Source organism: Thetidibacter halocola, assembly GCF_018224955.1.
In the GTDB taxonomy this organism is placed as follows: domain Bacteria; phylum Pseudomonadota; class Alphaproteobacteria; order Rhodobacterales; family Rhodobacteraceae; genus Thetidibacter; species Thetidibacter halocola.
Genome location: NZ_JAGTUU010000001.1, coordinates 50,923 through 77,856 on the forward strand (window position 1 = coordinate 50,923; position 26,934 = coordinate 77,856).

Here is a 26,934-nt window from a genome sequence, read left to right on the forward strand (position 1 = left end):
GGCGCAGAATTCCCCGGCAGGCTTTCCGCATTGGTTGCCTTTCGGGGAATTTCACCATGCGGATTTATTGTTGCATCGATGGCACCGACAATGCCGATCCCTCCGGCAACGCGGTGCAACGCGCCTGCGTCATGCTGGAGGGCACCCAGTCGATGACCAACGGCCACGTCAAGCGGATCGCCTCGCTGGGGTTCGACCGGCACAAGTATTTTCCCGGCACGCAGGACAGTGTGACGGGCCGCAGTTCGGCCCAGATCGTCGAACAGGCCCTGAACTGGATTCTGGCCAATTACGGATCGTCGCCCAACCCGGACCGAAAGCTCTTCCTGGGCGGGTTCAGCCGGGGCGGCGCGGCGATGATCGTGATCGCCCACCGGTTGCAGCAAAGGCGCATCCCCGTGCAGGAGATGTACCTGTTCGACGCGGTGGACCGGTCCTTCTGGATGGATGACGACCAGACGAATTCCATCCCCGGCAATGTCACCATGGCCTTTCACGCGCTGCGCGATCCGCTGTCGGGCAGCCGCGTCAGCTTTGGCAATTGCGGGCTCTACGGCACCGGCGCGAACGTTTTGCCCGCGACCTTCATGACCACGCATGGCGGCGTCGGCGGCTGGCCGAACGGGGAAGCGATGGTCAAGCCCGGCGTCGGTCCCGAGGATTACATGTACATGGCGCGACTTGGGCCGGTCATCGGGGCCGCGGCGGCCGCATCCGACCGGCGCCGCCACAACATCCACGAAAGCGGTGAACCCTGGCCGTCGAACATCACGCCGGCACAGGAAAGGGCCGGGATGAGACGGGCCTGGGACTGGATGTTCGGCAAGGCGTTCAGCACGCTGGGGGCTGCCTATTCGTCCTGACGCAGGGCCAGCGCATACGAGGCGGTATCGCACCACTCGGTCCCACCATAGAGGAAGTTCCGTTCCTCAAGCCCGGTCATCGCGAAGCCCAGCCGCGCCAGCAACCGGGCCGAAGCGATGTTGCGGGGGTCGATCTCGGCGGTGAGCGTCTGCGCCTCGGGAAAGCGCGCCGCGATCTCGGCGATCAACGCGCGCATGGCTTCGGTCGCGAGGCCCTGGCCCCAATGGTCGGGATGGATCAGGTATCCGACCTCCCAGCGTTTCCACATCGCCACGCGCCCGATCAGCGCGCCGTCGCGCTCGACCGCGTATTCCAGCGACTGGTCCGGCGGGTTGTCGATGCATTTCGCCAAGAAGCGACGGGTTTCCGCGATATCATCCCAGGCGGGACGGTCCCAGTAGCGCATGGCGCGCGGGTCGGAAAAGATCGCGTGCAGCGCTTCTGCATCGTCCTCGCGCAGCGGCCGCAGGCGCAGCCGGGGCGTCTCGATCACACCGACAGGCGCTGCGCGTGGGCGCCGCGTTCGCGATAGGGGGTCGTCTCATAATGCGCGCGGTAGCATTTCGAGAAATGCGACGGGCTGGCAAAACCGCAAGCCAGCGCGACGTTGATCACGCTCATGTCCGTCTGCATCAACAGGTTGCGCGCCTTTTGCAGGCGCAGCTCCATGTAATAACGCTTGGGCGAGCGGTTCAGGTAGCGCCGGAACAACCGCTCCAACTGGCGTGTCGACATGCCGACCTCGGTCGCCAGGACGGCGGGGCTGATCGGTTCCTCGATATTGGCCTCCATCTTGTGGATGACCTGGCTAAGCTTGGGGTGGCGGACGCCGATGCGGGTCGGCACGGACAGGCGCTGGGTGTCCTGGTCGGTGCGGATCGAGGAATAGATCTGCTGGTCGGCCACCGCGCTGGCCAGATCCTCGCCATGGTCGCTGGCGATGATCTGCAGGAACAGGTCGATGGACGAGGTGCCGCCCGCCGTCGTCATCCGGTTCCCGTCGATCACGAACACCGACTTGGTCAGCGTGACCTCCTCGAATTCCTCGGAAAAGCTGTCGTGGTTCTCCCAGTGGATCGTCGCCTTCTTGCCATCCAGAAGCCCGGCACGGGCCAGCGTGTAGCCCGCGGTGCAAAGCCCGCCCATGCGCAGCCCCTTGCGGGCCTCGCGGCGCAGCCAGTTGAGCATCTTCTTGGTGGTCGCGTCCTGCACGTCCATGCCGCCGCACAGGATCACCGTGTCGTCGCGGCGCAACTCGTCGAGGTCACCATCCAGATGGAATGCCGTGCCGGTCGAACTGCGCACCACCGTGCCGCCCTCGCCGATCAGGCGCCAGTCATACAGCTTGCGGCCCGACATCCGGTTGGCCAGCCGCAGGCAGTCCAGCGCCGCCGCAAAGGACAGCAGGGTGAAGTTCTCCAGCAGCACGAAGACGAAACGCCGGGGCTTGTCCGGGGCGTTCTCGATCTCGACGGTCTGGCGCTGGGTCTGTGCGAGCATTCCGGCGGCATCCTTCCACGCGGCAGGCGCGCCGCTGTGCAAGGATGGTCAGAGAAGGACGAAAGCGTCAAGATATGTCGCATAAAAGCGGGTGGCGGGTCCGCCGGGCTTTGAGTATAGACGACGCGTTAACGCCAACACCCATGCTGAGAAGAACCGGAGAAAAGCGATGACCGAGTGGCAGAAAACGAGCTGGCGCGCCAAGCCGCGGGTTCAGATGCCCGATTATACGGATCAGGCCGCGCTGAACACCGTCGAGGCGCAACTGTCGAAATACCCGCCGCTGGTCTTCGCCGGCGAGGCGCGCAAGCTGAAAAAGGCGCTGGGGGCCGCGTCGCGCGGCGAGGCGTTCCTGCTTCAGGGCGGCGATTGCGCCGAGAGCTTCGAGCAGTTCAGCGCGAACGCGATCCGCGACACGTTCAAGGTCATGTTGCAGATGGCCATGGTGCTGACCTTTGGCGCCAAGGTGCCGGTGGTGAAGGTGGGCCGCATGGCCGGCCAGTTCGCCAAGCCGCGCAGCGCGCCGACCGAGATGGTGAACGGCCTGGAACTGCCCAGCTATCGCGGCGACATCATCAACGAGCTGGCCGCCACCCCCGAGGCGCGCCGGCCCGATCCGGCCAAGATGTTGCAGGGCTACACGCAGGCAGCGGCGACGCTGAACCTGCTGCGCGCCTTCTCGACCGGCGGTTATGCCGACGTTCACCAGGTGCACAGCTGGACGCTGGGTTTCACCGACCGCGAGGAAGCGGAAAAGTATCGTGACATGGCGAACCGCATCCAGGACACGCTGGACTTCATGCGCGCCGCAGGTCTCGACAGCGACCGCGAGCCCAGCCTCCAGACGGTGGATTTCTACACCAGCCACGAGGCGCTGCTGCTTGAATACGAAGAGGCGCTGTGCCGCCTCGATTCGACCAGCGGGAAATGGCTGGCGGGGTCCGGTCACATGATCTGGATCGGCGACCGCACGCGGCAACCGGACGGCGCGCACGTGGAATTCGCCCGCGGCGTGCTGAACCCGATCGGCCTGAAATGCGGCCCGACCACCACCGCAGAAGATCTCAAGGTCCTGATGGCCAAGCTGAACCCGAACAACGAGCCGGGCAGGCTGTCGCTGATCGCGCGCTTTGGCGCGGGCAAGGTGTCCGAGAACCTGCCGCGCCTCATCAAGGCGGTTCAGGAAGAGGGCGCCAACGTGCTCTGGGTCTGCGACCCGATGCATGGCAACACGATCAAGTCGGCCACCGGCTACAAGACGCGGCCCTTCGACCTGGTGCTGCGCGAGGTGCAGGAGTTTTTCGGGATTCATCGCGCCGAGGGCACGATCCCCGGCGGCGTGCATTTCGAGATGACCGGCATGGATGTGACCGAATGCACCGGCGGCGTGCGCGCGGTCACCGAAGAGGACCTGTCGGATCGTTATCACACGGCCTGCGACCCGCGCCTCAACGCCTCGCAATCGCTGGAACTGGCCTTCCTCGTGGCCGAGGAACTGACGGCGCTGCGCCAGGCTGGCGCGGCGGCCGCCAACGGCTGACCGGCCAACCCGGACACGTCAAAGGCCCGTCGCGATGCGGCGGGCCGCTTACCACATGTGGTGATGGTCGCGGCAACGGCTGGATCGCAATCCTTGACGGGACGTTCATCCTCTTTAGGACCCAAGTGGGGACCGCTGCATGGGTCCGATGGACGTGATGAATATCCAGCGCTGGATCAATCTCGGTCGTATCGAACGCGTGCGCGTCGCCAGTGTTGACCATGCGGATTCGAACTCGCATTTCTCGAGGAGGGTATCAAATCGGGAGCGTGAAGATGACCTCGGAATTCATTCGCGCGGCGACTCCCGATGACGCGCCACATCTCGTTCGTTTCTTCGTATGGGCCGGCGACGGTCTTCCTGACCTCGTCTGGGCCGGAATGGCTGCACCGGGGCAAAGCATCGACGATGTTGGGCTAGAGCGGGCAATGCGCGACGAGGGCAGTTTCAGCTATCGAAACGCCCATGTGATTGAGGTGAACGGCGTGGTCGAGGCCGGGCTCGTCGCGTATCGGCTGCCATCCGAACCGGGTCCCATCGGCCCGGATGTCCCGGCGCCTTTCGTGCCCTTGCAATAGCTTGAGAACCTCGCTGCAGGATATTGGTACGTGTACATCTTGGCCACGGTGCCCGATGCGCGTGGTAAGGGGTTTGGAACCGCGCTGCTGCGGCACGCAGAAGAGCGCGCGAAAGCCGACGGTAATCCGGGCATGGCATTGATCGTGTCCGCATCGAACCCGGGGGCCACTCGCCTGTATGCCCGGATGGGCTATGATGAGGCGGCGCGCCGGCGTCTCGACATCCCTGGCTGGCGCCATTCGGGTACCGACGCCGTCCTACTCCTCAAGCGCCTCTAACGGGTCACTCCTCGGTTTAGGTCCAGCAACCGAACTGCGGCGAGGTTTGCTTGCCAGCCAACCCACGGGCTCCGGCGAACAGGACACAAGGTGGCCGATACGCGCCAAAGATACCACATCAACGTTCGTTTCGTCCGATAGGTGGGTAAATCAAACGAATATGCCCCCGCGGCTTTCCGCAAGGGCGCTCTCTTGTTGAAAGCCAGGGTGCACTGGGCGCCTCGGGTGGCGTATCTTCACATCTGGCTAGGGGCTTGCGCGCTACGGCGGGCCATTCGTCTTGCGCAGTCGGGCGATCAGTTGCTCCAGTTGTGGACGTGCACGTCGCGGCCAGAATGGCCTTTCAGGATCTTCACGGCCAGTTCCTCCTTTTCCTTGTCCGCCACCCGGACCCAGACCAGGATGCCGCCATGCGCGATCTGCTCGGCGTAGTAATCCCGATGATGCTTGCCGACCCGCCGCGCCAGCAAGGTGCCGATGACCGCCGCCGGGGTTCCGCCGATGGCGATGGCCGCCACCGAAGCCGCGAGCGTGCTGAGCGGGGTCAGCATCGCCGCCATCGCGATGTAGGAGCCGAGAAAGAAGAATCCGCCGGCGATGGCGCCTTCGAGTTCGCCGATGGCTTCTTCCGAAACGAAGGCCGCACGCGGTGCGTCCGGATTGTCCTCGAGATCCTTCGACTGCCAGTAGCTCTGTCCCAGTTTCTCCTTCAGCGCTTTCTCGTCGCCCAAAAGGCTGATGTCGTAGCGGCTGAAGCCGACCATGCGCAGATCGTAGAAGGCGGCTTGCAGGGCGTCGAAATTGTCGAAGACACCGACTGCTTCTGGGATATCGATGACCGTGGTGCGGGTTTCCGTGGCTTTATGCGACGTCATCGCGAGCTCTCCTGATCTGGGTTCGGATAGCGCGATGGTTACAGCAGTCGGCGTGTTGAAGGATTGACACGGGTCAAGTCGCGGAAGTCCCCAAAGCGAAGCTGCTTGAAAATCTGCCTTGTCCTGCCTCGTGACCTTCAGGCCGCTCAGTCGTTCGACACGACCAGCCGCAGGTGCCCGCGCTGACGCTGTGGGGCTGCGGCGGTGGACCGGGCCGGTGCGGCGGGCGGCAGGGTGACGGCGGGCGCGGGGCGCGGCGCGCGCGGGGCAGGCGCATCACCGGTGGTCGCCGGGGCGACGACGCCTGCCGAGGGTGCCGACTCGACATCGATCGCGGTCACGCGGAACCGGCGCGGCGTGCGCCCGATCCGGCCATCGGTCACCATCGCGCCAAGGCCGCGGCTGACCTCGCCGAAATCCGAGCGCAGCGGCATCAGGATGATGTGGCCGGTCATCGCAGGCTTGCCGAAACCGCCCTCGGCCTCGAGCGTGATGCGCACCACCGCCGGATCGGCGAACAGCCGCGCCACCGCCGCGCCGAACCGGTCGCGGTCCTCGGGCGCGATGAAGCTGGACAGGGGCATGCCCGCGACCTGCATGCCCAGCAGGTCCGACAGGTGCGAGCCGGCAACCCGGATCTTGGCCAGGCTGGGGGCGATCCGTTCGATGAGAAAGGCGAATTCCAGCGCATTTTCCATCCCGCGCGGGTCGACATCGCTGCGCAGCGGCACCTGCGTCCCGTCGCACAGCCCGTGCCAATAGGCCTCGACCGTACGCAGCGGGGCCAGCCTGCGCGCCTTGTCCCGATCCGTCATCGAGACGATATCCTGGTCGTTCCCACCGTTGCCGAACATCACGTCGCTCCTGTCAACTCCGCGCTGCCCAAGCCCCCGATCGGACAGCGTCGCGTCATATTGCTTACTGAAACCTTACTAGCAGATCGGCGCCCCGATTTCGCCTCATTTGTGACCCAAAGGTTAACCCTGCGCTAAATCCCGCAAAGCGTGTCGCGGCCCGGGTGACGCGCAGCGACGGCTTGCCTTGCCGGTTGCGGGCGGATACCCCGGAGACGAGCGAAGGGAGGCCGGCGCATGCGGCAATCGATGACGGGTTTCGCCTCGAAGGCGGGGGATGGCGCGGGCCACGCCTGGCTGTGGGAACTGCGTGGCGTCAACGGCAAGGGCCTGGACCTGCGCCTGCGCCTGCCGGACTGGATCGAGGGGCTCGAACCCTTGCTGCGCAAGGCACTGGGAGCGCGGGTGGTGCGCGGCAACATCCAGGTCTCGCTCAAGCTGACCGCCGGCGACGATGCCGCGCCAATGCGCCTCGACGAGGCGCAGCTGGGCGCGGTGCTGGGTGCGATGGCCCGGATCGAGGCCGAGGCGATGGCGCAGGGCCTGTCGCTGGCGCCCTCGACCGCCGCCGAGATCGTGACCCTTCGCGGCATCCTGACCACCGAGACCGCCGAGGCCGACATCGCGGCGCTGCGCGACGCGCTGCTGGCGGATTTCGACGCGGCTCTCGACGCCTTCTGCGCCATGCGCGCCGAGGAGGGCGCGGCGCTGATGCAGGTGCTGACCCGGCAGATCGACGAGATCGCCGCATACACAGCCGAGGCCGCCGCCATCGCTGAAAGCCGCGCCGATGCGCAGGCCGCGCGGCTGCGGACGCAACTGGCCCGCGTGATGGAGAATGCCGAGGGCGCCGACGCGGCCCGCGTTGCGCAGGAACTGGCGTTGATCGCGGTGAAATCCGACATCACCGAGGAACTCGACCGCCTGCGCGCCCATGTGGATGCCGCGCGCAGCCTGCTGGCGGAACCCGGCGCGGTGGGGCGCAAGCTGGATTTCCTGTGCCAGGAATTCAACCGCGAGGCCAATACCCTGTGTTCCAAGTCCGGCGACGGGCGGCTGACACAGGTGGGGCTCGCGCTCAAGACCGTCATCGACCAGATGCGCGAACAGGTCCAGAACGTGGAGTGAGCCCATGCAGACGACCGGCCGACGCGGCCTGCTGATCATCCTGTCCTCGCCGTCGGGCGCGGGGAAGTCGACCCTGTCCCGGCGACTGCTGGAATGGGACCCCTCGTTGACCTTCTCGGTCTCGGCCACCACCCGGGCGCCGCGGCCGGGCGAGGTGGACGGCAAGGACTATCATTTCCTCAAGCCCGAGCAGTTCAAGCGCTCGGTCGCGGATGGCGGCATGCTGGAACATGCCCATGTCTTCGGCCATTTCTACGGCAGTCCGCGTGCGCCGGTGCAGCAGGCCATCGAAGAGGGGCGCGACGTGGTCTTCGACATCGACTGGCAGGGCGCGCAGCAGATCGTGAACTCGGCACTGGGGCCAAACACGCTGTCTGTCTTCATCCTGCCGCCCTCGATCAGGGAACTGCGCCGCAGGCTTGAGACGCGCGGCCAGGATTCGCCCGAGGTCATCGCCAAGCGGATGCAGAAAAGCTGGGACGAGATCAGCCATTGGGGCAGCTACGACTACGTCCTGGTGAACGACGATCTTGACCAGACCTTCGACCGGCTGAAAACCATCCTGACGGCGACGCGCCTGCGCCGCCTGCAACAGCCTTGGCTGGTGGAGCATGTCCGCCGGCTCCAGGACGAATTCGAGGACGTGTCATGACGCTTTACGCATTGGACGGAATTGCGCCCGAGGTTGCCGGGGATGCCTGGGTGGCCCCGGATGCCAACCTGATCGGTCGGGTGGTGCTGGAGGCGCGCGCAAGCGTCTGGTTCGGCTGCACCCTGCGCGGCGACAACGAGGAAATCCGGCTGGGCGAAGGCTCGAACATCCAGGAGAACGTTGTCTGCCATACCGACAAGGGCTATCCGCTGGTGATCGGGCCGGGCTGCACCATCGGTCACAAGGTCATGCTGCATGGCTGCACGATCGGCGAGAACTGTCTGATCGGCATGGGCGCGACGATCCTGAACGGGGCGAAGATCGGGAAGAACTGCCTGATCGGCGCCGGCGCCCTGATCACCGAAGGCAAGGAGATCCCCGATGGCAGCCTGGTGATGGGGATGCCGGGCAAGGTCGTCCGGCAACTCGACGAGGCGGCGATCGAAGGGCTGCGCCGCTCGGCGCTGGGCTACCAGGCCAATGCGGCGCGCTTTGCCCGGGGGCTGCGCGCGCTCTGAGCGGGGCAGGGGGCGCTGCCCCGCTGCTCCCGCAGAGCAGTCTCCCCCGGGATATTCCCGGCCATATGAAACGGGCCGGGCAACAGGAAACCAGTGGAAGCAAGGAACCTGCCAGCATGAGCGATGGCGAGATGAAACCCAGTCTGCAACGGCCGGTGGCGCCGATGGTGGGCGCCTCGCGCCCAGTTGTGACGCCGATCATGCCTTCGGTCGTCTATGCCTCGGACTGCCCCGACGCGCTGGATGCGCAATACGAGGGCCGGGTATTCGGCCATACCTACGCGCGAGAAGGGCACCCCAATGCCGACCTGCTGGCGCGGCGCGTGGCGGCGATGGAGGGGCTCGAGGACGGGATCACGCTGGGGTCCGGCATGGCGGCGGTGACGGCGGTCCTGCTGGGGTTGTGCCGCTCGGGTGATCACGTGCTGGGGGCGGACCAGCTTTATGGCCGGTCGCTGCGGATGATGAAGGAAGACCTGCCGCGGCTGGGAATCGCCACCTCGCTGGCCGATCCGACCGACGCGAGGGCCTTTGCCGCGGCGATCCGGCCCGAGACGCGGATGGTGCTGGTCGAGGTCGTGTCGAACCCGACGCTGCGGGTTGCGGATATCGACGGCATCGCCGCCGCCTGCAAGGACAAGGGCGTGCTGCTGGTCGTGGACAACACCTTTACCACGCCCGCCGCGATCCGGCCGCTGGAGCATGGCGCGGACATCGTGCTGCACTCGGTGACCAAGCTTCTGGCCGGGCATTCCGACGTGACGCTGGGCTGGGTCGGCGCGAAGGACCGGGCGCTGCTGGACGCGATGCGGGTCTTCGCGGTAACCACCGGCCTGACGGCAAGCCCCTTCGACTGCTGGCTGGCCGAGCGGGGGCTGGCGACCTTCGATCTGCGCTTTGCCCGTGCGCAGGAGACCGCGCAACGGCTGGGTGCGCACCTTGCGGGGCAGAAGGGCGTGACGCGCGTTCTCTATCCCACGCGGCCCGACCACCCGGATTCGGCGCGCGCGCAGGGCCTGTTGCAAGGCCGGGGCGGCAACATGCTCAGCTTCGAGATCGAGGGCGGGCGGCCGGCGGCCAATGCCTTTGCCAGGGCGGCAGAGGGGATCGCCTTTGCGCCGACGCTGGGCGACGTGGGCACGACGCTGTCGCATCCTGCCTCGTCCTCGCACCGGGCGCTGACGCCCGAGGGACGCGCGGCGTTGGGGATTTCCGAGGGGTTCTTCCGCGTCTCGGTGGGGCTTGAGGATCCGCAGGCGCTGATCGCCTGTTTCGATGCGGGCCTGTCCGCGGCGCGCCAGGTCTGATGACCCAGGCCGCGGCCTGCCTCGACGCGTTTCCGTTGCCCGCGCTGCTGGTGCGGGCCGACGAGCGTATCGAGGCGGCCAATGCCGAGGCGCGGGCGCTGTTCGGGCAGGGCATCGCGGGGCGGCACTTCATCACCGCGCTGCGCCAGCCGGTGCTGATCGAGGCCGTCGAGACCTGCCTGCGCGAGGGCCAGGCCCGCGAGGTCGAATACCTGGCACGGGTCGACCAGCGCGACGTGACCTTCCGGGTGACGGTGCGGCCGGTGGATGCCGGGGCGCGGGCCTCGGCGCTGGTCTGTCTCCAGGACACCAGCGCGGTGCAGCGGGCCGGGCAGATCCGGCGCGATTTCGTCGCCAATGTCAGCCACGAGCTGCGCACGCCCCTGACCGCGCTGATCGGCTTCATCGAGACGCTGCGGGGGCCTGCGCGCAACGATCCGAAGGGACAGGAGCGGTTCCTTTCGATCATGGAGCGCGAGGCGCACCGGATGAACCGGCTGGTGGGCGACCTGCTGTCGCTCAGCCGGGTCGAGGCCGAAGAGCGTGTCCGCCCGACCGAACCCGTCGACCCGGCGGCGCTCATCCAGTCCTGCCTGCACGGTCTCGCGCCGCTGGCGGCGGAGGCGGGCGTCACGCTGCGCGCCGACCTGCCCGAGGCGCCGGTCCGCATTCCAGCCGATCCCGACCAGTTGCGGCAGGTGCTGACGAACCTGTGCGAGAACGCCATCAAGTATGGCGGGCGCGGCTGCGTCGTGACCGTCACGTTGACCGGCCCGGACTATGAGCCGCGGCTGCGCGCGCTGGGCGTTAGAATCGCGGTGCGCGACACCGGGCCGGGGATCGACCCGCATCACATCCCCCGCCTGACAGAGCGATTCTACCGCGTCGACGATCACCGGAGCCGCGAGATGGGCGGCACCGGGCTGGGCCTCGCCATCGTCAAGCATATCGTGAACCGTCATCGCGGCTGGCTGCGCATCGACAGCACGCCGGGCGAGGGCAGCGTCTTCACGCTTATCCTGCCGGCCGATCCGGCCGAGGCGGGGGGTTCGCAAGGGCAGCGCGGCCTGTCATAAAACTGTTACGTCCCTGTCACAAAAGCATCGCGCGCCGGGTCTAGCTGTCCGCGCAAGATCATCGTGGGGATGATCGCACGGATTCAGACAGGAGCTATCCCATGACCTTCAAGATGACCGCCTCGGCCCTGGCGATCGCGGCCGTTTCTGCCACAGCCGCCGCTGCCCGCGACAACGTTCAGGTGGCCGGGTCCTCGACCGTTCTGCCCTATGCCTCGATCGTCGCCGAAGTCTTTGGCGACAACACCGACTTCCCGACGCCGGTCGTCGAATCGGGTGGGTCCTCGGCAGGCCTCAAGCGTTTCTGCGAAGGCGTTGGCGAGAACACCATCGACGTGGCCAACGCGTCGCGCCAGATCCGTCCGGCCGAGGTCGAGGCCTGCGCGGCCAATGGCGTGACCGACATCATCGAGGTCCGCATCGGCTATGACGGAATCGTCTTTGCCAGCCAGCAGACCGGCCCGGCCTTTGCCGCCTTCGAGCCCGCCGACATCTACAACGCCATCGGCGCCAAGGTGATGAAGGACGGTGCCCTGGTCGACAACACCTACGCCACCTGGGCCGATTTCAATGCCGACCTGCCGGCGGTCGAGGTCGCCATGTTCATCCCCGGCACCAAGCACGGTACCCGCGAAGTGTTCGAAGAAAAGGTCCTGCTGCCGGGCTGCGAGGCCACCGGCGCAATGGCGGCGATGATCGCCGGCGGCATGTCCGAGGACGACGCCGAGGACGCCTGCCTTGACGTGCGAACCGACGGCAAGTCGGTCGACATCGACGGCGACTATACCGAGACGCTGGCGCGCATCGACGCCAACCCGAACGGCATCGGCGTGTTCGGCCTGGCCTTCTTCGAGAACAACCAGGACAAGCTGAAGGTCGCCACCATGTCGGGCGTCGCGCCCTCGACCGAGAGCATCGCCACGGGTGAATACCCGGTGTCGCGCCCGCTGTTCTTCTACGTCAAGAAGGCGCATATCGGCGTCATCCCCGGCCTGAAGGAATTCGCACAGTTCTTCGTGTCCGACGAACTGGCCGGCCCGACCGGCCCGCTGGCCAACTACGGCCTGGTGTCCGATCCGGAACTGGCCGCGGTGCAGCAGATCGTCGCCGACGAAGTGACGTTGAGCAGCGGCATGTAAGACCGGGTCACGCCCGTTCTGCCGGGGGCGGCATATTCCGCCGCCCCCGTTTCCTTTTAGGACCTTTTCACCAACGGACTAGGGGCGCGGGCTCATGCCATTACTCTGGCTCATCGTGATCGTGACGGCGCTGGCGGCGGCTGGCTTCTTCGCCGGTCGGGCGCGCGCGCTGCAAAGCGCGGGTGGCAACATCCGCGACCTGCATTCGCTGCCGTCCTATTACGGCTGGAACGTTGCGTTGAAGGCGCTGGTGCCGGCAGGCGGGCTGCTGCTGGTCTGGCTGCTGGCGCAACCGCTCTACGTCAACGCGACGGTCTCTGCCACGCTGCCCGAGGCCGCCATCGCCGAGGGATCCTCGCGCGACCTCCTGATGGCCGAGGTGCGCCGCACCGCCGCCGGGCTGGACAGCGCCGTGGCGCAGGGCCTGCTGAGCGCCGACGAGGCCCGCGACCCGCAGGCCGATCCCGACGCCGTGTCCGAGCGGCTGAAGGAAGCCGGCCAGATCATCACCAGCCAGATCACGCGGCCGATCCTCGACGCCGCGCAGATGTTCCGCGCGATGAACGCGACCGGCGCCCTCATCATGGATTTCGCCGTGCTGGCAGCCGCTCTGGCGGGGCTGGGATTTGGCCTGCGCGAGACGCAGCGCGAGTTCCGCGCCCGCAACACGGTCGAGCAGGGCGTGCGCGCGCTGCTGCTGGCCGCCGCCTCCATCGCGATCCTGACCACTCTGGGAATCGTCCTGTCGCTGGTGTTCAACACCTGGGAATTCTTCCGCCTTTATCCCGCGACCGACTTCTTCTTCGGCACCACCTGGGCGCCCAGCTTTTCCGGCCGGGGCGGGGCGTCGGAACTGGGCATCCTGCCGCTGCTTTGGGGCACGATCTATATCTCGATCGTCGCGCTGACGTTTTCGGTGCCGGTGGGCCTGTTCTCGGCGATCTACCTGTCGGAATACGCCACGCCGCGCGTCCGCTCGGTGGTCAAGCCCCTGCTCGAGGTGCTGGCCGGCATCCCGACCATCGTCTACGGCCTGTTCGCGCTGCTGACGGTCGGGCCACTGTTGGTCGGGGTCTTCGGCAAGGACGGGCTGAACATCATGCAGTCGGGCACGGCGGTGATGACCGCGGGCCTGGTCATGGGCATCATGCTGATCCCCTTCGTCAGTTCGCTGTCGGACGACATCATCAACGCGGTGCCGCAATCGCTGCGCGATGGCTCTTACGGGCTGGGCGCCACGCAATCCGAAACCATCCGCCAGGTGGTGTTGCCTGCCGCGCTGCCCGGCATCGTCGGCGCGATCCTGCTGGCCGCCAGCCGCGCCATCGGCGAGACGATGATCGTGGTGCTGGGGGCAGGGGCGGCGGCGCGTTTGTCGCTGAACCCGTTCGAGGCGATGACCACGATCACCGCCAAGATCGTCAGCCAGCTTACCGGCGACGCCGATTTCGCCAGCCCAGAGGCGCTGGTCGCCTTCGCGCTGGGGATGACGCTGTTCGTGCTGACGCTGGGGCTGAACGTCTTTGCCCTCTACATCGTGCGCAAATACCGGGAGCAATACGAATGACCGACGCGACCCTGCACGACGGCCAGCCCGCGCCGCGCAAGTCCTCGCTGCACCAGCTGGACGCGCTGACGAAAAAGCGCAACGCAGCGGAATCCCGGTTCAAGGCCTATGGCATCGTGGCCATCCTGATCGGCCTGTTCTTCCTTGTCGTCCTGACGGTGACGATCGTCCGCTCGGGCATCCCCGCCTTCACACAGACTGTCGTCGCCGTCGAATTCACCCTGACGCAAGAGCAGTTCGACGACGCCGAAAGCAAGCTGATGAAGACCGGCGCCTACCAGGACTACTTCATCGCCGCGATGGAGGGGAAACTGGCCGAGCGCGGGATCGAGATGGATTTCGACCCGGCCGCAATCGAGCGCCTTCTGGGCAAGATCGGTTCGAACCTGCGCGAGCATTACCGCGCCAATCCCGGCGATCTTGGCCGGCCGGTGTCGTTCGAACTGTCCGCGTCCAGCCGGGTCGACGGCTATTTCAACGGCCGCGTGACGCGCGACACGCTGGTTGAATCGCGCTTCCTGATGCTCAGCGACCTCGATCTGGTCGACGCGCTTTCCGACGCGGGCCTGCTGAAGCAGGCCTTCAACTGGAACTTCATCACCGGCGCGGATTCGGGCGTGGACAATCCCGGCGGCGCGGGTATCGGCGCCTCTGTCGTCGGGTCGTTCTTCATGATGCTGGTTGTGCTGGTCCTGTCGCTGCCCATCGGCGTCGCGGCCTCGATCTATCTCGAGGAATTCGCGCCAAAGAACCGCTTTACCGACCTGATCGAGGTGAACATTTCGAACCTGGCGGCGGTGCCGTCCATCGTGTTCGGCATCCTGGGCCTGGCGGTGTTCATCCAGTTCATGCACCTGCCGCAATCGGCACCGCTGGTGGGCGGGCTGGTGCTGACGCTGATGACGCTGCCCACGATCATCATTTCGACCCGCGCCTCGCTCAAGGCGGTGCCGCCGTCGATCCGCGACGCAGCGCTGGGGGTTGGCGCGTCCAAGATGCAGGCGGTGTTCCACCACGTGCTGCCGCTGGCGATGCCGGGCATCCTGACCGGCACGATCATCGGTCTTGCTCAGGCACTGGGGGAAACCGCGCCGCTGCTGCTGATCGGCATGGTGGGCTTTGTCGCGCGCGGCTATCCCGACGGCTTCCTTGACGGCTTCGTCGAGCCGAACTCGGCCATGCCGGCGCAGATCTACACCTGGGCCGCGCGGTCGGACGTGGCCTTCTACGACAAGGCCTGGGGCGGCATCATCGTGCTGCTTGTGTTCCTGCTGGCCATGAACTTCGTCGCAATCGTCCTGCGCCGCCGCTTCGAGCGGCGCTGGTAATCGCGCGACCGGAAAGGGTATCCTGATGTACGACGCACTGCACAGGCAGAAAGAGGTGGACGTGAACGAGATCAAGATCGCCGCGCGCGGGGTGCAGGTCCATTATGGTGACAACCACGCCATCAAGGACGTGGACGTGGACATCGAGGACAAGACCGTGACCGCCTTCATCGGCCCCTCGGGCTGCGGCAAGTCCACCTTTCTGCGCTGCCTGAACCGGATGAACGATACGATCCCGATCTGCCGCGTCGAGGGTTCTATCCTGCTGGACGGCGAGGACATCTACGACAAGCGCGTGGACCCGGTGCAACTGCGTGCCAAGGTCGGCATGGTGTTCCAGAAACCGAACCCCTTCCCCAAGTCGATCTACGACAACATCGCCTATGGCCCGCGCATCCACGGCATGGCCCGCAACAAGGCGGAACTCGACGAGATCGTCGAACGCGCCCTGCGCCGCGGCGCCATCTGGGAAGAGGTCAAGGACCGGCTGAACGCACCCGGCACCGGCCTGTCCGGCGGCCAGCAGCAGCGCCTGTGCATCGCCCGCGCCATTGCCACCGAACCCGAGGTGCTGCTGATGGACGAGCCCTGTTCAGCGCTCGACCCGATCGCCACTGCGCAGGTCGAAGAACTGATCGACGAGCTGCGCGAGAACTACTCGGTCGTGATCGTCACCCACTCGATGCAGCAGGCCGCCCGCGTCAGCCAGCGCACCGCCTTCTTCCATCTCGGCAACCTGGTGGAATTCGGCGACACCAGCACGATCTTCACCAATCCCGAGGATCCCCGGACCGAGAGCTACATCACCGGCCGGATCGGCTAGGAGCCCCACAATGAAGCAGCACATCGTCTCTGCCTTCGACCGCGACCTGGAAGGGATCCAGGCGCAAATCATGAAGATGGGCGGCCTTGTCGAGGCCGCCATCGGCGACGCGACCCGCTCGCTCGAGACGCGCGACACCGAACTGGCAGAGGTCGTCCGCAAGGGCGACGCGGCCATCGACGCGCTCGAGGAAAGCCTGAACGCCGAGGCCGCGCGCGTGATCGCCATCCGGGCGCCGACGGCCATCGACCTGCGGGTGATCCTGTCGGTGATGCGCATGTCGAACAACCTCGAACGCATCGGCGACCTGTCCAAGAACATCGCCAAGCGCACCGGCGTGCTGGTCCAGATGCAGCCCATCGGCGGCACCGCCGCCTCGCTGCGGCGCATGGCGCGGGATGTCGAGGGCATGCTGAAGGATGCGCTCGACGCCTATATCCAGCGCGACGAGGCGCTGGCGATGGACGTGATCTCGCGCGATACCGACGTGGACCAGATGTACAACACGCTGTTCCGCGAGTTCCTGACCTTCATGCTGGAGGATCCGCGCAACATCACCGCCTGCATGCACCTGCATTTCATCGCCAAGAACATCGAGCGCATGGGAGACCACGTCACCTCGATCGCCGAGCAGGTTGTGTTCCTGACCTCGGGTCACAAGCCCGACGAAAACCGCGTCAAGGCCGACAGCACGGCGATGGATGCCGGCCCGACAATCGCACGCGGCACGGACGGGGTCTGATCCATGAGCCCGGATCGTCCCACGGTCCTGGTCGTCGAGGACGAGCCCGCACAGCGCGAGGTGCTGGGCTACAACCTCGAGGCCGAGGGGTTCCGCGTGCTGCATGCCGAGAACGGCGAAGAGGGGCTGCTGCTGGTCGACGAGGAGAACCCCGACATCATCGTGCTGGACTGGATGCTGCCCAAGGTCTCGGGGATCGAGGTCTGCCGCCAGATCAAGACCCGGCCCGAGACGCGGAACACGCCGATCATCATGCTGTCGGCCCGCACCGAGGAGGTCGACCGTGTGCGCGGGCTGGAAACCGGCGCCGATGATTACGTCGTGAAACCCTACTCGGTGATCGAGCTGATGGCGCGGGTGCGGGCACAGTTGCGCCGCACGCGACCCGCGGCAGCGGGTCTGCGCCTGGACTACCAGGACATCGTGCTCGATTCCGAAACCCACCGCGTGACCCGCGCGGGCAAGGAGCTGAAGCTGGGGCCGACAGAGTTCCGCCTGCTGTCGACCTTCATGGAAAAGCCCGGCCGCGTCTGGTCGCGCGAACAGCTGCTCGACCGGGTCTGGGGCCGCGACATCTATGTCGACAGCCGCACGGTGGACGTGCATGTGGGCCGGCTGCGCAAGGCGCTTTGTGCCACGGGCGGCGACGATCCGCTGCGCACGGTCCGTGGAGCGGGGTATTCCCTGGGGTGATTGCGGTCGGGTGCGGAGCATCGCCGTACGCTCCAGTGGAGCGTTCGAGGCAATCATGGGCGGAGCCAGGGCGAGGGGGCCAATTCCCCCGTTGACCTTGGCCCGCCGCGTGTCATGTCCTGCGGCAAGACAGGAGGATAACCCATGCGTCTCATTTTCGGACTTCTGATCTGGATCGCCACGGTCGCGGCGGCCACCGCCCACGAGGTGCGCCCGGCCATCGGCGATCTGGCTACACAAGACGGCGTGATCCGGTTGGACCTGCGGCTGAACGCCGAGGCGCTGCTGGCCGGGATCGACCTGGAGGGCGTCGAGGACACGAACGAGACCGACGGCTCGGACGCGGTCGACGCGTTGCGCGCGCTGCCGGCTGACGAGATCGCGGCACGGCTGCGCGAGGCCGCGCCGGGGATCATCGCCGCTCTCGGCTTTGCCGCCGATGGCGCGCCGATGGATTTCACCGTTGCCGATACGATCGGTGAGCCGGTGGGCAATGTCGAGTTGCCGCGCGAGACCGTGCTGCGGCTGGAGGCGCCGCTGCCGCCCGGGACGGCGTCGGTCGAGATGTCCTGGCCCGCGCGCTACGGCACGCTGATCCTGCGCCAGATCGACGTCGAGGACGGCTATACTGGCTATCTCGCCGGCGACAGCACCGGACCCATCGCGGTCGCCGGGGGCGACGCCAAGGGTGCGCTCGGCACTTTTGCAGGCTATATCCCGGTCGGGTTCGACCACATCCTGCCCAAGGGGCTGGACCATATCCTGTTCGTGCTGGGCCTGTTCTTCCTGTCGACGCGGATGGGACCGCTGCTGTGGCAGGTCTCGGCCTTCACGCTTGCGCATACAGTGACGCTGGCTCTGGGAGCGCTGGGATACGTCACCATCCCCGGCAGCATCGTCGAGCCGATCATCGCCGCCTCGATCGTCTATGTCGCGGTCGAGAACATCGTCTCGGACAAGCTGCATCGCTGGCGGCCGGCGGTGATCTTCGTCTTCGGCCTGCTGCATGGGCTGGGCTTTGCCAGCGTGTTGCAGGAGTTCGGCCTGCCCGAGGCGCAGTTCGTGCCCGCGCTGATCGGCTTCAACGTGGGCGTCGAGTTTGGCCAGTTGACGGTGATCGCCGGCGCCTTCCTGCTGGTCGCGCTGGCGCAGCGGGTGGACCGACTGGATACCGACGTGCGCACCGGTCAGGTCGTCTACGGCGTGGGCGCATTGCTGTTCCTGGGTCTCAGCTTTGCGCTGAACGGGCCGGGCTTCGTCGAGGCCATGGGGGCAGGGGCACCCACCTTCTTCTGGCCGCTGGCGGCGCTCTGCGTGCTCTGCGCGCTGGCGGTCAGCAACGTCGACAAGCTGCACGCCTATCGCCGCTTTGTGGCGATGCCGGCCTCGCTGGCCATCGCCTGCGTAGGCGCCTGGTGGTTCGTCGAGCGGGTGTTCCTGTAAGGCAGGCCGGGCAGGGGGCTCTGCCCCCGTCGCGCTGGGGCGCGACTCGTCCGGAGTTTATCGGGCAAGATGAAGAGGCGGGCCTTTCGATGGGTGACACGGTGAGGATCAACCTGGCCTTGCAGGGCGGCGGTGCGCATGGCGCCTTTACCTGGGGTGTGCTCGACCGGCTGTTGGACGAAGAGGATGTCGAGATCGCGGCGATCTCGGGCACCTCGGCAGGGGCGTTGAACGGGGCGGCGCTGAAGGCGGGCTGGTTGAAGGGCGGGCGCGAGGGCGCGCGCGAGAACCTTGACTGGCTTTGGGGGCAGATCGGCGCGCTGGACGACATGGCGCTGCCGGCCTGGATCGATCCGTTTCTGCCTGCGCCCGCGGCGATCAGCCGGTCGGTCGAATACTCGCTTCCCTATGTCTGGGGCGATGCGGTGGGGCGGATGCTGTCGCCCTATGCCTGGGGGCCACTGTATCGCAACCCGCTGGAGCGGGTGGTGGCGCAGTTCGATTTCGGCCGCGTCTGCGCCCGCGAAGGGCCGGAGTTCTTCGTCTGCGCGACCTGCGTGCGGGACGGCAAGATCCGGATCTTTCGTGGCGACCGGATCGATACCGCGGCGATCCTTGCCTCGGCCTGCCTGCCGACGCTGTTCCAGGCGGTGACGGTGGAGGACCCCTTGACCGGCCAGCCCGAGGCATTCTGGGATGGTGGCTACAGCGGCAACCCGGCGCTGTTCCCGATGTTCGAGCCGCACCTGCCGGACGACATCGTGGTGGTCAACATCAACCCGCTGCGGCGCGACGCGCTGCCGGTGACGCCGCAGGAGATCCAGAACCGGATCAACGAGATCAGCTTCAACTCGTCGCTGCTGCGCGAATTGCGGGCAATCGACTTCGTCCAGCGGCTGATCGAGGCGGGATCCGTCACCGAAGGCGCGATGAAAAAGCCTCGGCTGCACATGATCGCCGACGACGCGCTGATGAACACGCTGTCGGTGGCGACGAAGGTCGTTCCCGTGCCCTCGCTGCTGCGCAACCTGAAGGAGGCCGGCCGGCGCGCGGCAGACGATTTCCTGCGTGCCCATCGCGACGACCTGGGCCACCGACAGACGGCGGACCTGCGGGGCATGTTCGGCTAGAGCACGCCGCGCGCAAGCCATCCGATATAGACGGCGTAGAGCGCCAGCAGCAACAGGCCCTCCCACCGCGCCAGGGTGCGGCCGGTGCGCGCCAGCACGACCAGAAGGACCGCGGCAGCCAGCATCACCCAGATGTCGAACCCGGCAATCACCGGATCGATCGGCAGCGGCGCCAGCAGTGCGGTGGCGCCGAGGATACCGAGGATATTAAAGATGTTCGAGCCCAGGATGTTGCCCAGCGCCAGCGCACCTTCGCCGCGCCGCGCCGCGACCACGCTGGTCGCAAGCTCGGGCAGCGAGGTGCCGACCGCCACCAGCGTCAGGCCGATCAGCGCCTCGGACAGGCCGGCATCGCGGGCCAGGGCGCTTGCGCCCTCGACCAGCAGCGCGGCACCGCCGATCGTGGCGCCCAGCCCAAGGACCAGGCGCAGCACGTTGGGCCCGACCGAGGGCGCGCTCTCGGGCAGTTCGGGGCCACGCTCGCCGCTGCGCAGGGCGTGCAGCAGGTAGGCCGCGAGGCCCAGCATCAGCGCGCCGCCCAGCAGCGGACCCGGCGTTTCGAGCCGGGTCAGCGCCAGCGCCGCCAGCGAGGCTGCCAGCATCCAGACGCCGTCGCGCCGCAGGGTGCCGCGCGCCACCGGGATCGCCACCATCGTGGCGGCCACGCCGCCGATCAGCAGCACGTTGGCGATGTTCGAGCCGACCACGTTGCCAAGCGCGATACCGGGGCTGCCGCGCCAGGCGGCCTGAAGCGAGGTCAGAAGTTCGGGCAGCGAGGTGCCGAAACCGACCAGCGTGACACCGATCACCAGCGGCGACAGGCGCAGGCGTTGGGCCACGCCCACCGCGCCGCTGACCAGTGCATCCCCGCCGGCGACCAGCAGGATCAGCCCGAGGGCGACATACAGGATATCCAAGGAAAACTCCGTTCCGGGCCGGTTCCGTCGGCCTCATTGCCCGTCAGGTGGGGCGAGGTCCGGGGTGCTGCAAGGGTGGCGCGAAAATATCGCGTCCCGTGGGGCCGGGCGGTCAAGATGCCTTGCGCAGGGCCTCGATCGCGGCCTTGGCATCCTTGCCGTTCGGGTAGACGAGGCCCGCCGAAATCACCAGCTTGGCCGCGTCCTCTATCGTCATGTCCAGCTCGATCACGTCCTCGGTCGGGAAGAACAGCAGGAACCCCGAGGTCGGGTTCGGCGTGGTCGGAACAAAGACCGAGGTCAGCCCGTTCATCGTCGCGGCCTTGTCGGCGATCTCGCCCTTGGCCTCGGTCGAGATGAAGCCGATGGCCCAGATCCCCTTGCGCGGATACTCTATCAGGCAGGCCTTTTCGAAGCTGCGCTCGGACTGGGCAAAGACCGTCTCGGCGATCTGCTTGATGCCGGAATAGATCGAGCGGACCACAGGCGTGCGGTCGACCAGCCCCTCGCCCAGGCGGATCAGCGAGCGTCCGATCAGCCCCTTGGCGACCCATCCCACCGTGATGGTGAACAGAAGGAAGATGATGACGCCCGCGCCGCGCAGGTTGATGCCGATGTATTGCTCGGGGTTGAACCGTTGCGGCACAAGCGGCAGCACGAACCCGTCGACCCAGCCGACCAGCGTCCAGATCAGCCAGATTGTCAGGCCGACCGGCGCGATTACCACGATCCCGGTCAGGAACGAGGCGCGCAGGCTGGCCAGCAGGCCGGGCCGCTTGGGCTTCGGGTCGAAAGGCGTGGTCATGTAGTGCGGGTCCGCGGACAAGGCATGGCGGCAACGTAAGGTCGCCACGGCGACACTACAATGCCAATGCGCGCGACGGCGGGCATTATCACGTGAGCAAGGTCATTCGGCAGGCGATCTGTGCCGCAAGCCGGGCATTGTTCAGCACAAGTGCGATGTTCGCGTCCAGCGAGCGGCCCTGTGTCAGCTCGAATATGCGTTGCAGCAGGTAGGGGGTCAGCGCCTTGCCGGAAATGCCGTGGCGCGCCGCGTCAGCATTGGCCTGCTCGATCACCGGGGCCAGAACGTCGCGGGGGATCTCGGCCTCGGCCGGGATCGGGTTGGCGATCAGCTGACCACCGGGCAGGCCCAGTGCCGCGCGCATCCGGTGGGCGCGGGCGATCTGCTCGGGGGTGTCCATCCGCAGCGGCGCGCGCAGCCCGGCCTCGCGCGACCAGAAGGCAGGCAGCTGGTCCTGGCCATAGGCGATGACGGGCACGCCCAGCGTCTCCAGCACTTCGAGGGTCTTGGGCAGGTCGAGGATGGCCTTGGCCCCCGCCGCGACCACGGTGACGGGCGTCTGCGCCAGTTCGTGCAGGTCGGCCGAGATGTCAAAGCTGCTTTCGGCGCCCCGGTGCACGCCGCCGATCCCGCCAGTGGCGAAGATCCGGATGCTTGCGAGATTCGCGGCGATCATCGTCGCGGCGACGGTGGTGGCGCCGGTGCGCCGCTCGGCCATGCAGACGGCAAGATCGGCGCGCGAGAGTTTCGCCACGTGTTTCGCCTGCGCCAGTTTCTCCAGTTGCGCATCGGTCAGGCCGACATGCAGCGTGCCATCCAGGACGGCGATGGTGGCGGGTTCGGCCCCATGCTCGCGCACCGTCGCCTCGACCTGCCGCGCCATTTCCAGGTTCTGCGGCCAGGGCATGCCATGGGTGATGATGGTGGATTCCAATGCGACGATACCGCGACCATCGGCCTGTGCGTCGAGAATGGCGGGCGACAGGGTGATAATGCTCATGGTCCGATCTCCCCGGAGACGTAGATGGCGGCGGTCTGGAGCGCGCGGCCCAGTGCCGTCTGGCGGTCCGCGCCGCCGCGTTCGGCGGCGATATGCGCCGCCATGAAGGTATCGCCCGCGCCGGTCACCCGCGTCACCAGCACAGGCGGCGGGCTGTCGGCGATCAGCCCGTCGGGCGTGGCGTCGCAGCAAGTCTCGCCACCGTTCGTCACCAGCACCCGGGCGGCGCCGCGCTCGATCAGGCGAGCGGCGGCCTCGGGCGCGCTGTCGAACCGGGTCTGGCAGAGCAGGCTGGCTTCTTCGAGATTGACGTAAAGCGTACCGCGCGCGGCGCGCAGGAAAGGCAGCAGGCGCTCGGCCTTGCCGGGGCTGGCGGGCGCGATGCGCAGGTCGGCGCTCGCAAAGGCCGGGTGATGCGCGATCTCTTCCAGCAGGCCCTCTGTCAGGTTGCCATCCAGCGCGATGATACCGGCATAAGGCGTGGTCACGCTGCCCAGAGGCCCCTCGGTCAGCGGCCGCAGGATGCGGGCCCCGGCGGCCTCCAGCGAAAAGGCGTCGGCTACGGCGGCGATCAGCCCGTTTGCGCCCTCGACCGCCATGTACCGGTCGGTCGGCAGGTCTTCCGAGCGGTAGAGGTGGTCCGTCACCAGCCCCATCCGCGCGCAGGCGGCGACCAGTTCCTCGCCTTCGGCGTCGCGGCCGACGACAGACAGAAGCGCGGGTTTCAGGTCGAAGCGCGCCAGGGTCATGGCGATGTTCAGCGCAACGCCGCCGGGCAGGCGGGTGATGCGCCCGGGCACGTCCGAGCCCTGCCGCATGACCGATGGCGACCGCCCGATCACGTCCCACAGGACGGAGCCAACGCACAGGATGTCGAATGGTCCGCTCATGCCTCGCTTGTGGCCTGAGCGGACGGCCCGTGCAAGGGGTCAGCCTCGGTTGCGATCCAGTCGAGAAAGGCGCGCAAACTTGCGCTTTCGGCGCGGTCGTCGGGCCAGACGAGGTGATAGGCGCCCAGCACGGCGGGCGGACGGTCGGTGGCGTCGACCAGCGCGCCGTCGCGCCGTTCGCGGATCGTCATGTAATCGGGCAGCAGCGCCACGCCCAGCCCGTAAAGCGCGGCCTGGATCAGCGCGCCGAACTGGTCGAAGGCCGGGCCGGGCAGGGGACCCGTCACCGCGCCTTGCGCCGCGAACCAGCGCGGCCAGGCGTTGGGCCGGCTTTCAAGGTGCAGCAGCGGCAGGCGCATCAGCGCGGCGGGTTCCAGCGGCCCGGCAGTCAGCAGGCCGGGTGCTGCCAGCGGGCGCACCGCCTCGTGCATCAGGTTCAGGTGCCGGGTGCCGGGCCAGGCCTCGGGGCGCCCGAAATGGATCGCCGCGTCCAGCGGTTCGGCGGCAAAGGAAAAGGGCCGCAGCCGGGTCGCCATGTTGACCGTCACGTCCGGGTGCAGCCGCGCGAAATCAGGCAGGCGCGGCACCAGCCAGCGCATCCCGAAGCCCGGCAGGATCGCGAGGCTGAGGGCGCCGCCGCGCGGCGTCAGGCGCAGCGCCATCGCCCCTTGCGCGATCCGGTCCAGCGCGCCACGCACCGTTTGCGCGAACTCGTGCGCCTGCGGTGTCAGGCGCAGCGCGCGTCCCTCGCGGTGGAACAGCGCGACGCCCAGCTGATCCTCCAGCGTTTTCAATTGCCTGGAGACCGCGCTTTGCGTGAGGTTCATCTCGGCCGCCGCCGCCGTGGCGCTGCCCAGCCGGTCCAGTGCCTCGAGCGCGCGCAGCGCCTGGGTGGGTGGCAAGGGGCGGATTGGGCCAGTCATGCGGTTTCCTCATGTATTCTTGCGATATTGTCGTTTTTCCATTCGCTTTTCGCAAGGTATAAAGGTTAAAAGCATAAGGAGCGCCGCGATGAACGAGATGAGCCAACCCAAACCCGCACTGAAGGCCAAGGACGCGCCCGACCTGGGCCGTTTCGACTGGGAGGATCCGTTCCACCTGGCCGACCAGCTGACCGAGGAAGAGCGTATGCTGGCCGAGGGCGCGCGCGCCTTCGCGCAAGAAAAATTGCAGCCCCGCGTGATCGAGGCCTTCCAGACAGAGGCGGTGGATCCCGGGATCTTTGCCGAGATGGGGCAGATGGGCCTGCTTGGCGTCACGGTGCCTGAGGAATATGGTGGTCTGGGCGCGGGTTACGTCAGCTACGGTCTCGTCGCCCGCGAGATCGAGCGCGTCGACAGCGGCTATCGCTCGATGATGTCGGTGCAATCCAGCCTCGTGATGTATCCGATCTACGCCTATGGCTCCGAAGAGCAGCGGCAGAAATACCTGCCTAAGCTCGCCAGCGGAGAATGGATCGGCTGTTTCGGCCTGACCGAACCAGACGCCGGCAGCGACCCGGCGGGGATGAAGACCCGCGCGGTCAAGACCGAGGGCGGCTATCGCCTGACCGGGTCGAAGATGTGGATTTCCAACAGCCCCATCGCCGATGTCTTTGTCGTATGGGCAAAATCTGAGGCGCATGGCGGCAAGATCCGCGGCTTTGTCCTTGAAAAGGGGATGAAGGGTCTGTCCGCGCCCAAGGTCGGCAACAAGATCTCGCTGCGCGCCTCCGTCACTGGCGAGATCGTCATGGACAGTGTCGAGGTCGGCGAGGATGCGCTGCTGCCGCATGTCGAGGGGCTGAAAGGCCCGTTCGGCTGCCTTAACCGCGCGCGCTACGGCATCAGCTGGGGCGTGCTGGGTGCGGCCGAATTTTGTTGGCACGCTGCAAGGACTTACGGGCTGGACCGCAAGCAGTTTGGCAAGCCGATCGCAGGCACGCAACTGTTCCAGAAGAAACTCGCCGACATGCAGACCGAGATCACGCTGGGGCTTCAAGGCTGCCTGCGCGTCGGACGCCTGATGGACGAGGCGCGAGCCGCTCCCGAGATGATCTCGCTGCTCAAGCGCAACAATTGCGGCAAGGCGCTGGATATCGCGCGGATGTCCCGCGACATGCATGGCGGCAACGGCATCTCGGCCGAGTTCCAGGTGATCCGCCACATGGTCAACCTCGAGACGGTGAACACCTACGAGGGGACGCATGACATCCATGCGCTGATACTTGGGCGCGCGCAGACCGGCATCCAGGCGTTCTTCTGATCCGATGCGATTGAATTCCGCGCGCCGTTCCACGCGGCGCGCGGTTCCGGGGGCGACCTCGACCCGGCGCCCCATGAGTCCCATAATCAGTATTATGTAAATATTACTTGCCCCCGGATGCATCGTCCTGGCAACAGATCGGCATGAAACCAAGCCCATTGTCCTTTGCATGCTTTCCGGCGCGGCGCGGCGGACTTAGTATTCTCTCGCGATTTGGAGAACGCCCATGACCCCGGAATTGCGGGATACGATGCTTGCCCTGACCAATGCCGACAGCGTCGAATGCCTGTGGAAGATGCATTGCGACGCGATGGCCGGTTTCGGATTCGACCGTCTGCTGTATGGCTTTACCCGGTTCCGCACCGAGAACTCCTTGGGCGATCCGGCGGACTTCGTCGTGCTGTCGAACCATTCGCCGGCCTATCGTCAGGGCTTTGTCGAGGGCGGCCTCTACCGCGATGCGCCGATGGTCCGCTGGGCGCTGGAGAACGAAGGCGCCAAGTCGTGGCGCGCCAGCGGCGAAAAATTCGCCGCCGGCCAACTGGACGAGAAATCGCTGCGCGTGATCGAGTTCAACTTGCGCCACAAGGTCCATGCCGGCTACACGGTCAGCTTCAAGTCGGTCTCGAGCCGGTCCAAGGGCGCGATCTCGCTTACCGGGCGCACCGATCTCAGCCAGGACGCGGTGGATGCGATCTGGGTCGAGCACGGGCGCGACATCACGCTGCTGAACAACATCACGCACCTCAAGATCCTGACCCTGCCCGTCACCCTGCCCAACCAGAACCTGACGCCCCGCCAGCGCGAGGCGCTGGAATGGGTCGGCGACGGCAAGACCATGCAGGACATCGCGCAGATCATGGGCCTGACCCAGGCGACGATCGAAAAGCACCTGCGGCTGGCACGCGAGACGCTGAACGTGGAAACCACCGCCCAGGCCGTGGCCAAGGCCGCGTTCCAGAATCAGATGTATATTCTCAAGGCCTGATGGACCATTTGGTCAAATCGGAGACCCACCGGTCTTGCCAGAGGCGGCCTCCGT

28 protein-coding genes are annotated in these 26,934 nt (G+C 66.8%); 19 read left to right on the plus strand and 9 right to left on the minus strand.

Annotated features, from left to right (window positions below):
- Positions 1-56: 56 nt before the first annotated feature.
- A complete protein-coding gene (locus KB874_RS00260; RefSeq protein ID WP_212534532.1) occupies positions 57-863 on the plus strand; it encodes a DUF2235 domain-containing protein in 807 nt (268 codons plus the stop codon).
- Here the strand turns inward: KB874_RS00260 and KB874_RS00265 are convergent.
- Together KB874_RS00265 and KB874_RS00270 are read right to left on the minus strand one after the other, a co-directional pair.
- Positions 851-1,357 (minus strand): GNAT family N-acetyltransferase, encoded by a 507-nt coding sequence (locus KB874_RS00265; protein ID WP_212534533.1) that lies wholly within the window; start codon positions 1,355-1,357, stop codon positions 851-853. The genes KB874_RS00260 and KB874_RS00265 overlap by 13 nt on opposite strands.
- Entirely contained in the window at positions 1,354-2,364 is a 1,011-nt protein-coding gene (locus tag KB874_RS00270; RefSeq protein WP_212534534.1) for a GlxA family transcriptional regulator, read from the minus strand. Before KB874_RS00270 ends, KB874_RS00265 begins: the two co-directional genes overlap by 4 nt.
- A gap of 169 nt (positions 2,365-2,533) precedes the next feature.
- On the opposite strand from KB874_RS00270, the gene KB874_RS00275 reads away from it, so the two are divergent.
- The 3 genes from KB874_RS00275 to KB874_RS00285 all read left to right on the plus strand — a co-directional run bounded on the left by KB874_RS00275 (position 2,534) and on the right by KB874_RS00285 (position 4,761).
- Entirely contained in the window at positions 2,534-3,904 is a 1,371-nt protein-coding gene (locus KB874_RS00275) for a class II 3-deoxy-7-phosphoheptulonate synthase (protein WP_212534535.1), read from the plus strand.
- Positions 3,905-4,179: 275 nt separating this feature from the next.
- Positions 4,180-4,482: a hypothetical protein gene (locus KB874_RS00280; protein ID WP_212534536.1), complete on the plus strand. Its 303-nt coding sequence runs from the start codon at positions 4,180-4,182 to the stop codon at positions 4,480-4,482.
- 30 nt (positions 4,483-4,512) lie between these two features.
- Positions 4,513-4,761, plus strand: coding sequence for a GNAT family N-acetyltransferase (locus KB874_RS00285; RefSeq protein ID WP_212534537.1), 249 nt, complete (start codon positions 4,513-4,515; stop codon positions 4,759-4,761).
- A 296-nt stretch (positions 4,762-5,057) separates the two neighbouring features.
- Here KB874_RS00285 and KB874_RS00290 read toward each other — a convergent pair whose 3' ends face one another.
- Together KB874_RS00290 and KB874_RS00295 are read right to left on the minus strand one after the other, a co-directional pair.
- Complete coding sequence (locus KB874_RS00290) at positions 5,058-5,636, minus strand: hypothetical protein (RefSeq protein WP_212534538.1); 579 nt, start codon at positions 5,634-5,636, stop codon at positions 5,058-5,060.
- Positions 5,637-5,782: 146 nt separating this feature from the next.
- Positions 5,783-6,490, minus strand: a complete 708-nt coding sequence (locus KB874_RS00295; RefSeq protein WP_212534539.1) for a PAS domain-containing protein — start codon at positions 6,488-6,490, stop codon at positions 5,783-5,785.
- 237 nt (positions 6,491-6,727) lie between these two features.
- Here KB874_RS00295 and KB874_RS00300 point away from each other — a divergent pair, with 237 nt between their 5' ends.
- The 13 genes from KB874_RS00300 (at position 6,728) to KB874_RS00360 (ending at position 20,036) form a co-directional block, all read left to right on the plus strand.
- Positions 6,728-7,618: a YicC/YloC family endoribonuclease gene (locus tag KB874_RS00300; RefSeq protein WP_249200197.1), complete on the plus strand. Its 891-nt coding sequence runs from the start codon at positions 6,728-6,730 to the stop codon at positions 7,616-7,618.
- A 4-nt stretch (positions 7,619-7,622) separates the two neighbouring features.
- Positions 7,623-8,270 carry a guanylate kinase gene (gene gmk, locus KB874_RS00305; protein WP_212534540.1) on the plus strand — a complete coding sequence of 216 codons (648 nt, stop codon included), beginning with the start codon at positions 7,623-7,625 and terminating at the stop codon, positions 8,268-8,270.
- Entirely contained in the window at positions 8,267-8,788 is a 522-nt protein-coding gene (locus KB874_RS00310; protein WP_212534541.1) for a gamma carbonic anhydrase family protein, read from the plus strand. Before gmk ends, KB874_RS00310 begins: the two co-directional genes overlap by 4 nt.
- 116 nt (positions 8,789-8,904) lie before the next feature.
- A complete protein-coding gene (locus KB874_RS00315) occupies positions 8,905-10,095 on the plus strand; it encodes a trans-sulfuration enzyme family protein (protein WP_212534542.1) in 1,191 nt (396 codons plus the stop codon).
- The gene (locus KB874_RS00320) at positions 10,095-11,171 is read left to right on the plus strand and encodes a sensor histidine kinase (RefSeq protein WP_212534543.1); all 1,077 of its coding nucleotides are present in this window, start codon (positions 10,095-10,097) and stop codon (positions 11,169-11,171) included. The genes KB874_RS00315 and KB874_RS00320 overlap by 1 nt, the downstream gene beginning before the upstream one ends.
- 101 nt (positions 11,172-11,272) lie before the next feature.
- Complete coding sequence (locus tag KB874_RS00325) at positions 11,273-12,310, plus strand: substrate-binding domain-containing protein (RefSeq protein ID WP_212534544.1); 1,038 nt, start codon at positions 11,273-11,275, stop codon at positions 12,308-12,310.
- 94 nt (positions 12,311-12,404) lie between these two features.
- Complete coding sequence (pstC, locus tag KB874_RS00330; RefSeq protein WP_212534545.1) at positions 12,405-13,877, plus strand: phosphate ABC transporter permease subunit PstC; 1,473 nt, start codon at positions 12,405-12,407, stop codon at positions 13,875-13,877.
- Positions 13,874-15,205 carry a phosphate ABC transporter permease PstA gene (pstA, locus tag KB874_RS00335; RefSeq protein ID WP_212534546.1) on the plus strand — a complete coding sequence of 444 codons (1,332 nt, stop codon included), beginning with the start codon at positions 13,874-13,876 and terminating at the stop codon, positions 15,203-15,205. The genes pstC and pstA overlap by 4 nt, the downstream gene beginning before the upstream one ends.
- 25 nt (positions 15,206-15,230) lie before the next feature.
- Positions 15,231-16,028, plus strand: a complete 798-nt coding sequence (pstB, locus tag KB874_RS00340; RefSeq protein WP_212534547.1) for a phosphate ABC transporter ATP-binding protein PstB — start codon at positions 15,231-15,233, stop codon at positions 16,026-16,028.
- A gap of 10 nt (positions 16,029-16,038) precedes the next feature.
- The gene (gene phoU, locus KB874_RS00345; RefSeq protein ID WP_212534548.1) at positions 16,039-16,770 is read left to right on the plus strand and encodes a phosphate signaling complex protein PhoU; all 732 of its coding nucleotides are present in this window, start codon (positions 16,039-16,041) and stop codon (positions 16,768-16,770) included.
- A gap of 3 nt (positions 16,771-16,773) precedes the next feature.
- On the plus strand, positions 16,774-17,463 hold the full coding sequence (gene phoB / locus KB874_RS00350; RefSeq protein WP_212534549.1) for a phosphate regulon transcriptional regulator PhoB: 690 nt from the start codon (positions 16,774-16,776) through the stop codon (positions 17,461-17,463).
- A gap of 144 nt (positions 17,464-17,607) precedes the next feature.
- Positions 17,608-18,906: a HupE/UreJ family protein gene (locus KB874_RS00355; RefSeq protein ID WP_212534550.1), complete on the plus strand. Its 1,299-nt coding sequence runs from the start codon at positions 17,608-17,610 to the stop codon at positions 18,904-18,906.
- Positions 18,907-18,995: 89 nt separating this feature from the next.
- On the plus strand, positions 18,996-20,036 hold the full coding sequence (locus KB874_RS00360; RefSeq protein WP_212534551.1) for a patatin-like phospholipase family protein: 1,041 nt from the start codon (positions 18,996-18,998) through the stop codon (positions 20,034-20,036).
- Here KB874_RS00360 and KB874_RS00365 read toward each other — a convergent pair.
- From KB874_RS00365 to KB874_RS00385, 5 genes are all read right to left on the minus strand, one after another.
- A complete protein-coding gene (locus KB874_RS00365; RefSeq protein WP_212534552.1) occupies positions 20,033-20,953 on the minus strand; it encodes a calcium/sodium antiporter in 921 nt (306 codons plus the stop codon). The two genes, KB874_RS00360 and KB874_RS00365, sit on opposite strands and share 4 nt — an antisense overlap.
- 112 nt (positions 20,954-21,065) lie before the next feature.
- A complete protein-coding gene (locus tag KB874_RS00370) occupies positions 21,066-21,758 on the minus strand; it encodes a DUF502 domain-containing protein (protein ID WP_212534553.1) in 693 nt (230 codons plus the stop codon).
- An 88-nt stretch (positions 21,759-21,846) separates the two neighbouring features.
- Positions 21,847-22,758 carry a pseudouridine-5'-phosphate glycosidase gene (locus KB874_RS00375; protein ID WP_212534554.1) on the minus strand — a complete coding sequence of 304 codons (912 nt, stop codon included), beginning with the start codon at positions 22,756-22,758 and terminating at the stop codon, positions 21,847-21,849.
- Positions 22,755-23,648 (minus strand): PfkB family carbohydrate kinase, encoded by an 894-nt coding sequence (locus tag KB874_RS00380; RefSeq protein WP_212534555.1) that lies wholly within the window; start codon positions 23,646-23,648, stop codon positions 22,755-22,757. Before KB874_RS00380 ends, KB874_RS00375 begins: the two co-directional genes overlap by 4 nt.
- On the minus strand, positions 23,645-24,571 hold the full coding sequence (locus KB874_RS00385; RefSeq protein WP_212534556.1) for a LysR substrate-binding domain-containing protein: 927 nt from the start codon (positions 24,569-24,571) through the stop codon (positions 23,645-23,647). The genes KB874_RS00380 and KB874_RS00385 overlap by 4 nt, the downstream gene beginning before the upstream one ends.
- 97 nt (positions 24,572-24,668) lie before the next feature.
- Here KB874_RS00385 and KB874_RS00390 point away from each other — a divergent pair, with 97 nt between their 5' ends.
- Entirely contained in the window at positions 24,669-25,892 is a 1,224-nt protein-coding gene (locus KB874_RS00390) for an acyl-CoA dehydrogenase (RefSeq protein ID WP_212535294.1), read from the plus strand.
- Positions 25,893-26,118: 226 nt separating this feature from the next.
- Entirely contained in the window at positions 26,119-26,880 is a 762-nt protein-coding gene (locus KB874_RS00395; RefSeq protein WP_212534557.1) for a LuxR family transcriptional regulator, read from the plus strand.
- Positions 26,881-26,934: the final 54 nt, after the last annotated feature.

Coding starts and splice junctions, on each gene's coding strand:
- pstC (WP_212534545.1), top strand. CDS start 12,405: ATGCCATTACTCTGGCTCATCGTGATCGTGACGGCGCTGGCGGCGGCT.
- KB874_RS00375 (WP_212534554.1), bottom strand. CDS start 22,758: ATGAGCATTATCACCCTGTCGCCCGCCATTCTCGACGCACAGGCCGAT.
- KB874_RS00380 (WP_212534555.1), bottom strand. CDS start 23,648: ATGAGCGGACCATTCGACATCCTGTGCGTTGGCTCCGTCCTGTGGGAC.
- pstB (WP_212534547.1), top strand. CDS start 15,231: ATGTACGACGCACTGCACAGGCAGAAAGAGGTGGACGTGAACGAGATC.
- KB874_RS00270 (WP_212534534.1), bottom strand. CDS start 2,364: ATGCTCGCACAGACCCAGCGCCAGACCGTCGAGATCGAGAACGCCCCG.
- pstA (WP_212534546.1), top strand. CDS start 13,874: ATGACCGACGCGACCCTGCACGACGGCCAGCCCGCGCCGCGCAAGTCC.
- KB874_RS00370 (WP_212534553.1), bottom strand. CDS start 21,758: ATGACCACGCCTTTCGACCCGAAGCCCAAGCGGCCCGGCCTGCTGGCC.
- KB874_RS00315 (WP_212534542.1), top strand. CDS start 8,905: ATGAGCGATGGCGAGATGAAACCCAGTCTGCAACGGCCGGTGGCGCCG.
- KB874_RS00295 (WP_212534539.1), bottom strand. CDS start 6,490: ATGTTCGGCAACGGTGGGAACGACCAGGATATCGTCTCGATGACGGAT.
- KB874_RS00385 (WP_212534556.1), bottom strand. CDS start 24,571: ATGACTGGCCCAATCCGCCCCTTGCCACCCACCCAGGCGCTGCGCGCG.
- KB874_RS00395 (WP_212534557.1), top strand. CDS start 26,119: ATGACCCCGGAATTGCGGGATACGATGCTTGCCCTGACCAATGCCGAC.
- gmk (WP_212534540.1), top strand. CDS start 7,623: ATGCAGACGACCGGCCGACGCGGCCTGCTGATCATCCTGTCCTCGCCG.
- KB874_RS00355 (WP_212534550.1), top strand. CDS start 17,608: ATGCGTCTCATTTTCGGACTTCTGATCTGGATCGCCACGGTCGCGGCG.
- KB874_RS00320 (WP_212534543.1), top strand. CDS start 10,095: ATGACCCAGGCCGCGGCCTGCCTCGACGCGTTTCCGTTGCCCGCGCTG.
- KB874_RS00260 (WP_212534532.1), top strand. CDS start 57: ATGCGGATTTATTGTTGCATCGATGGCACCGACAATGCCGATCCCTCC.
- KB874_RS00300 (WP_249200197.1), top strand. CDS start 6,728: ATGCGGCAATCGATGACGGGTTTCGCCTCGAAGGCGGGGGATGGCGCG.
- KB874_RS00280 (WP_212534536.1), top strand. CDS start 4,180: ATGACCTCGGAATTCATTCGCGCGGCGACTCCCGATGACGCGCCACAT.
- KB874_RS00290 (WP_212534538.1), bottom strand. CDS start 5,636: ATGACGTCGCATAAAGCCACGGAAACCCGCACCACGGTCATCGATATC.
- phoU (WP_212534548.1), top strand. CDS start 16,039: ATGAAGCAGCACATCGTCTCTGCCTTCGACCGCGACCTGGAAGGGATC.
- KB874_RS00325 (WP_212534544.1), top strand. CDS start 11,273: ATGACCTTCAAGATGACCGCCTCGGCCCTGGCGATCGCGGCCGTTTCT.
- phoB (WP_212534549.1), top strand. CDS start 16,774: ATGAGCCCGGATCGTCCCACGGTCCTGGTCGTCGAGGACGAGCCCGCA.
- KB874_RS00310 (WP_212534541.1), top strand. CDS start 8,267: ATGACGCTTTACGCATTGGACGGAATTGCGCCCGAGGTTGCCGGGGAT.
- KB874_RS00360 (WP_212534551.1), top strand. CDS start 18,996: ATGGGTGACACGGTGAGGATCAACCTGGCCTTGCAGGGCGGCGGTGCG.
- KB874_RS00275 (WP_212534535.1), top strand. CDS start 2,534: ATGACCGAGTGGCAGAAAACGAGCTGGCGCGCCAAGCCGCGGGTTCAG.
- KB874_RS00390 (WP_212535294.1), top strand. CDS start 24,669: ATGAGCCAACCCAAACCCGCACTGAAGGCCAAGGACGCGCCCGACCTG.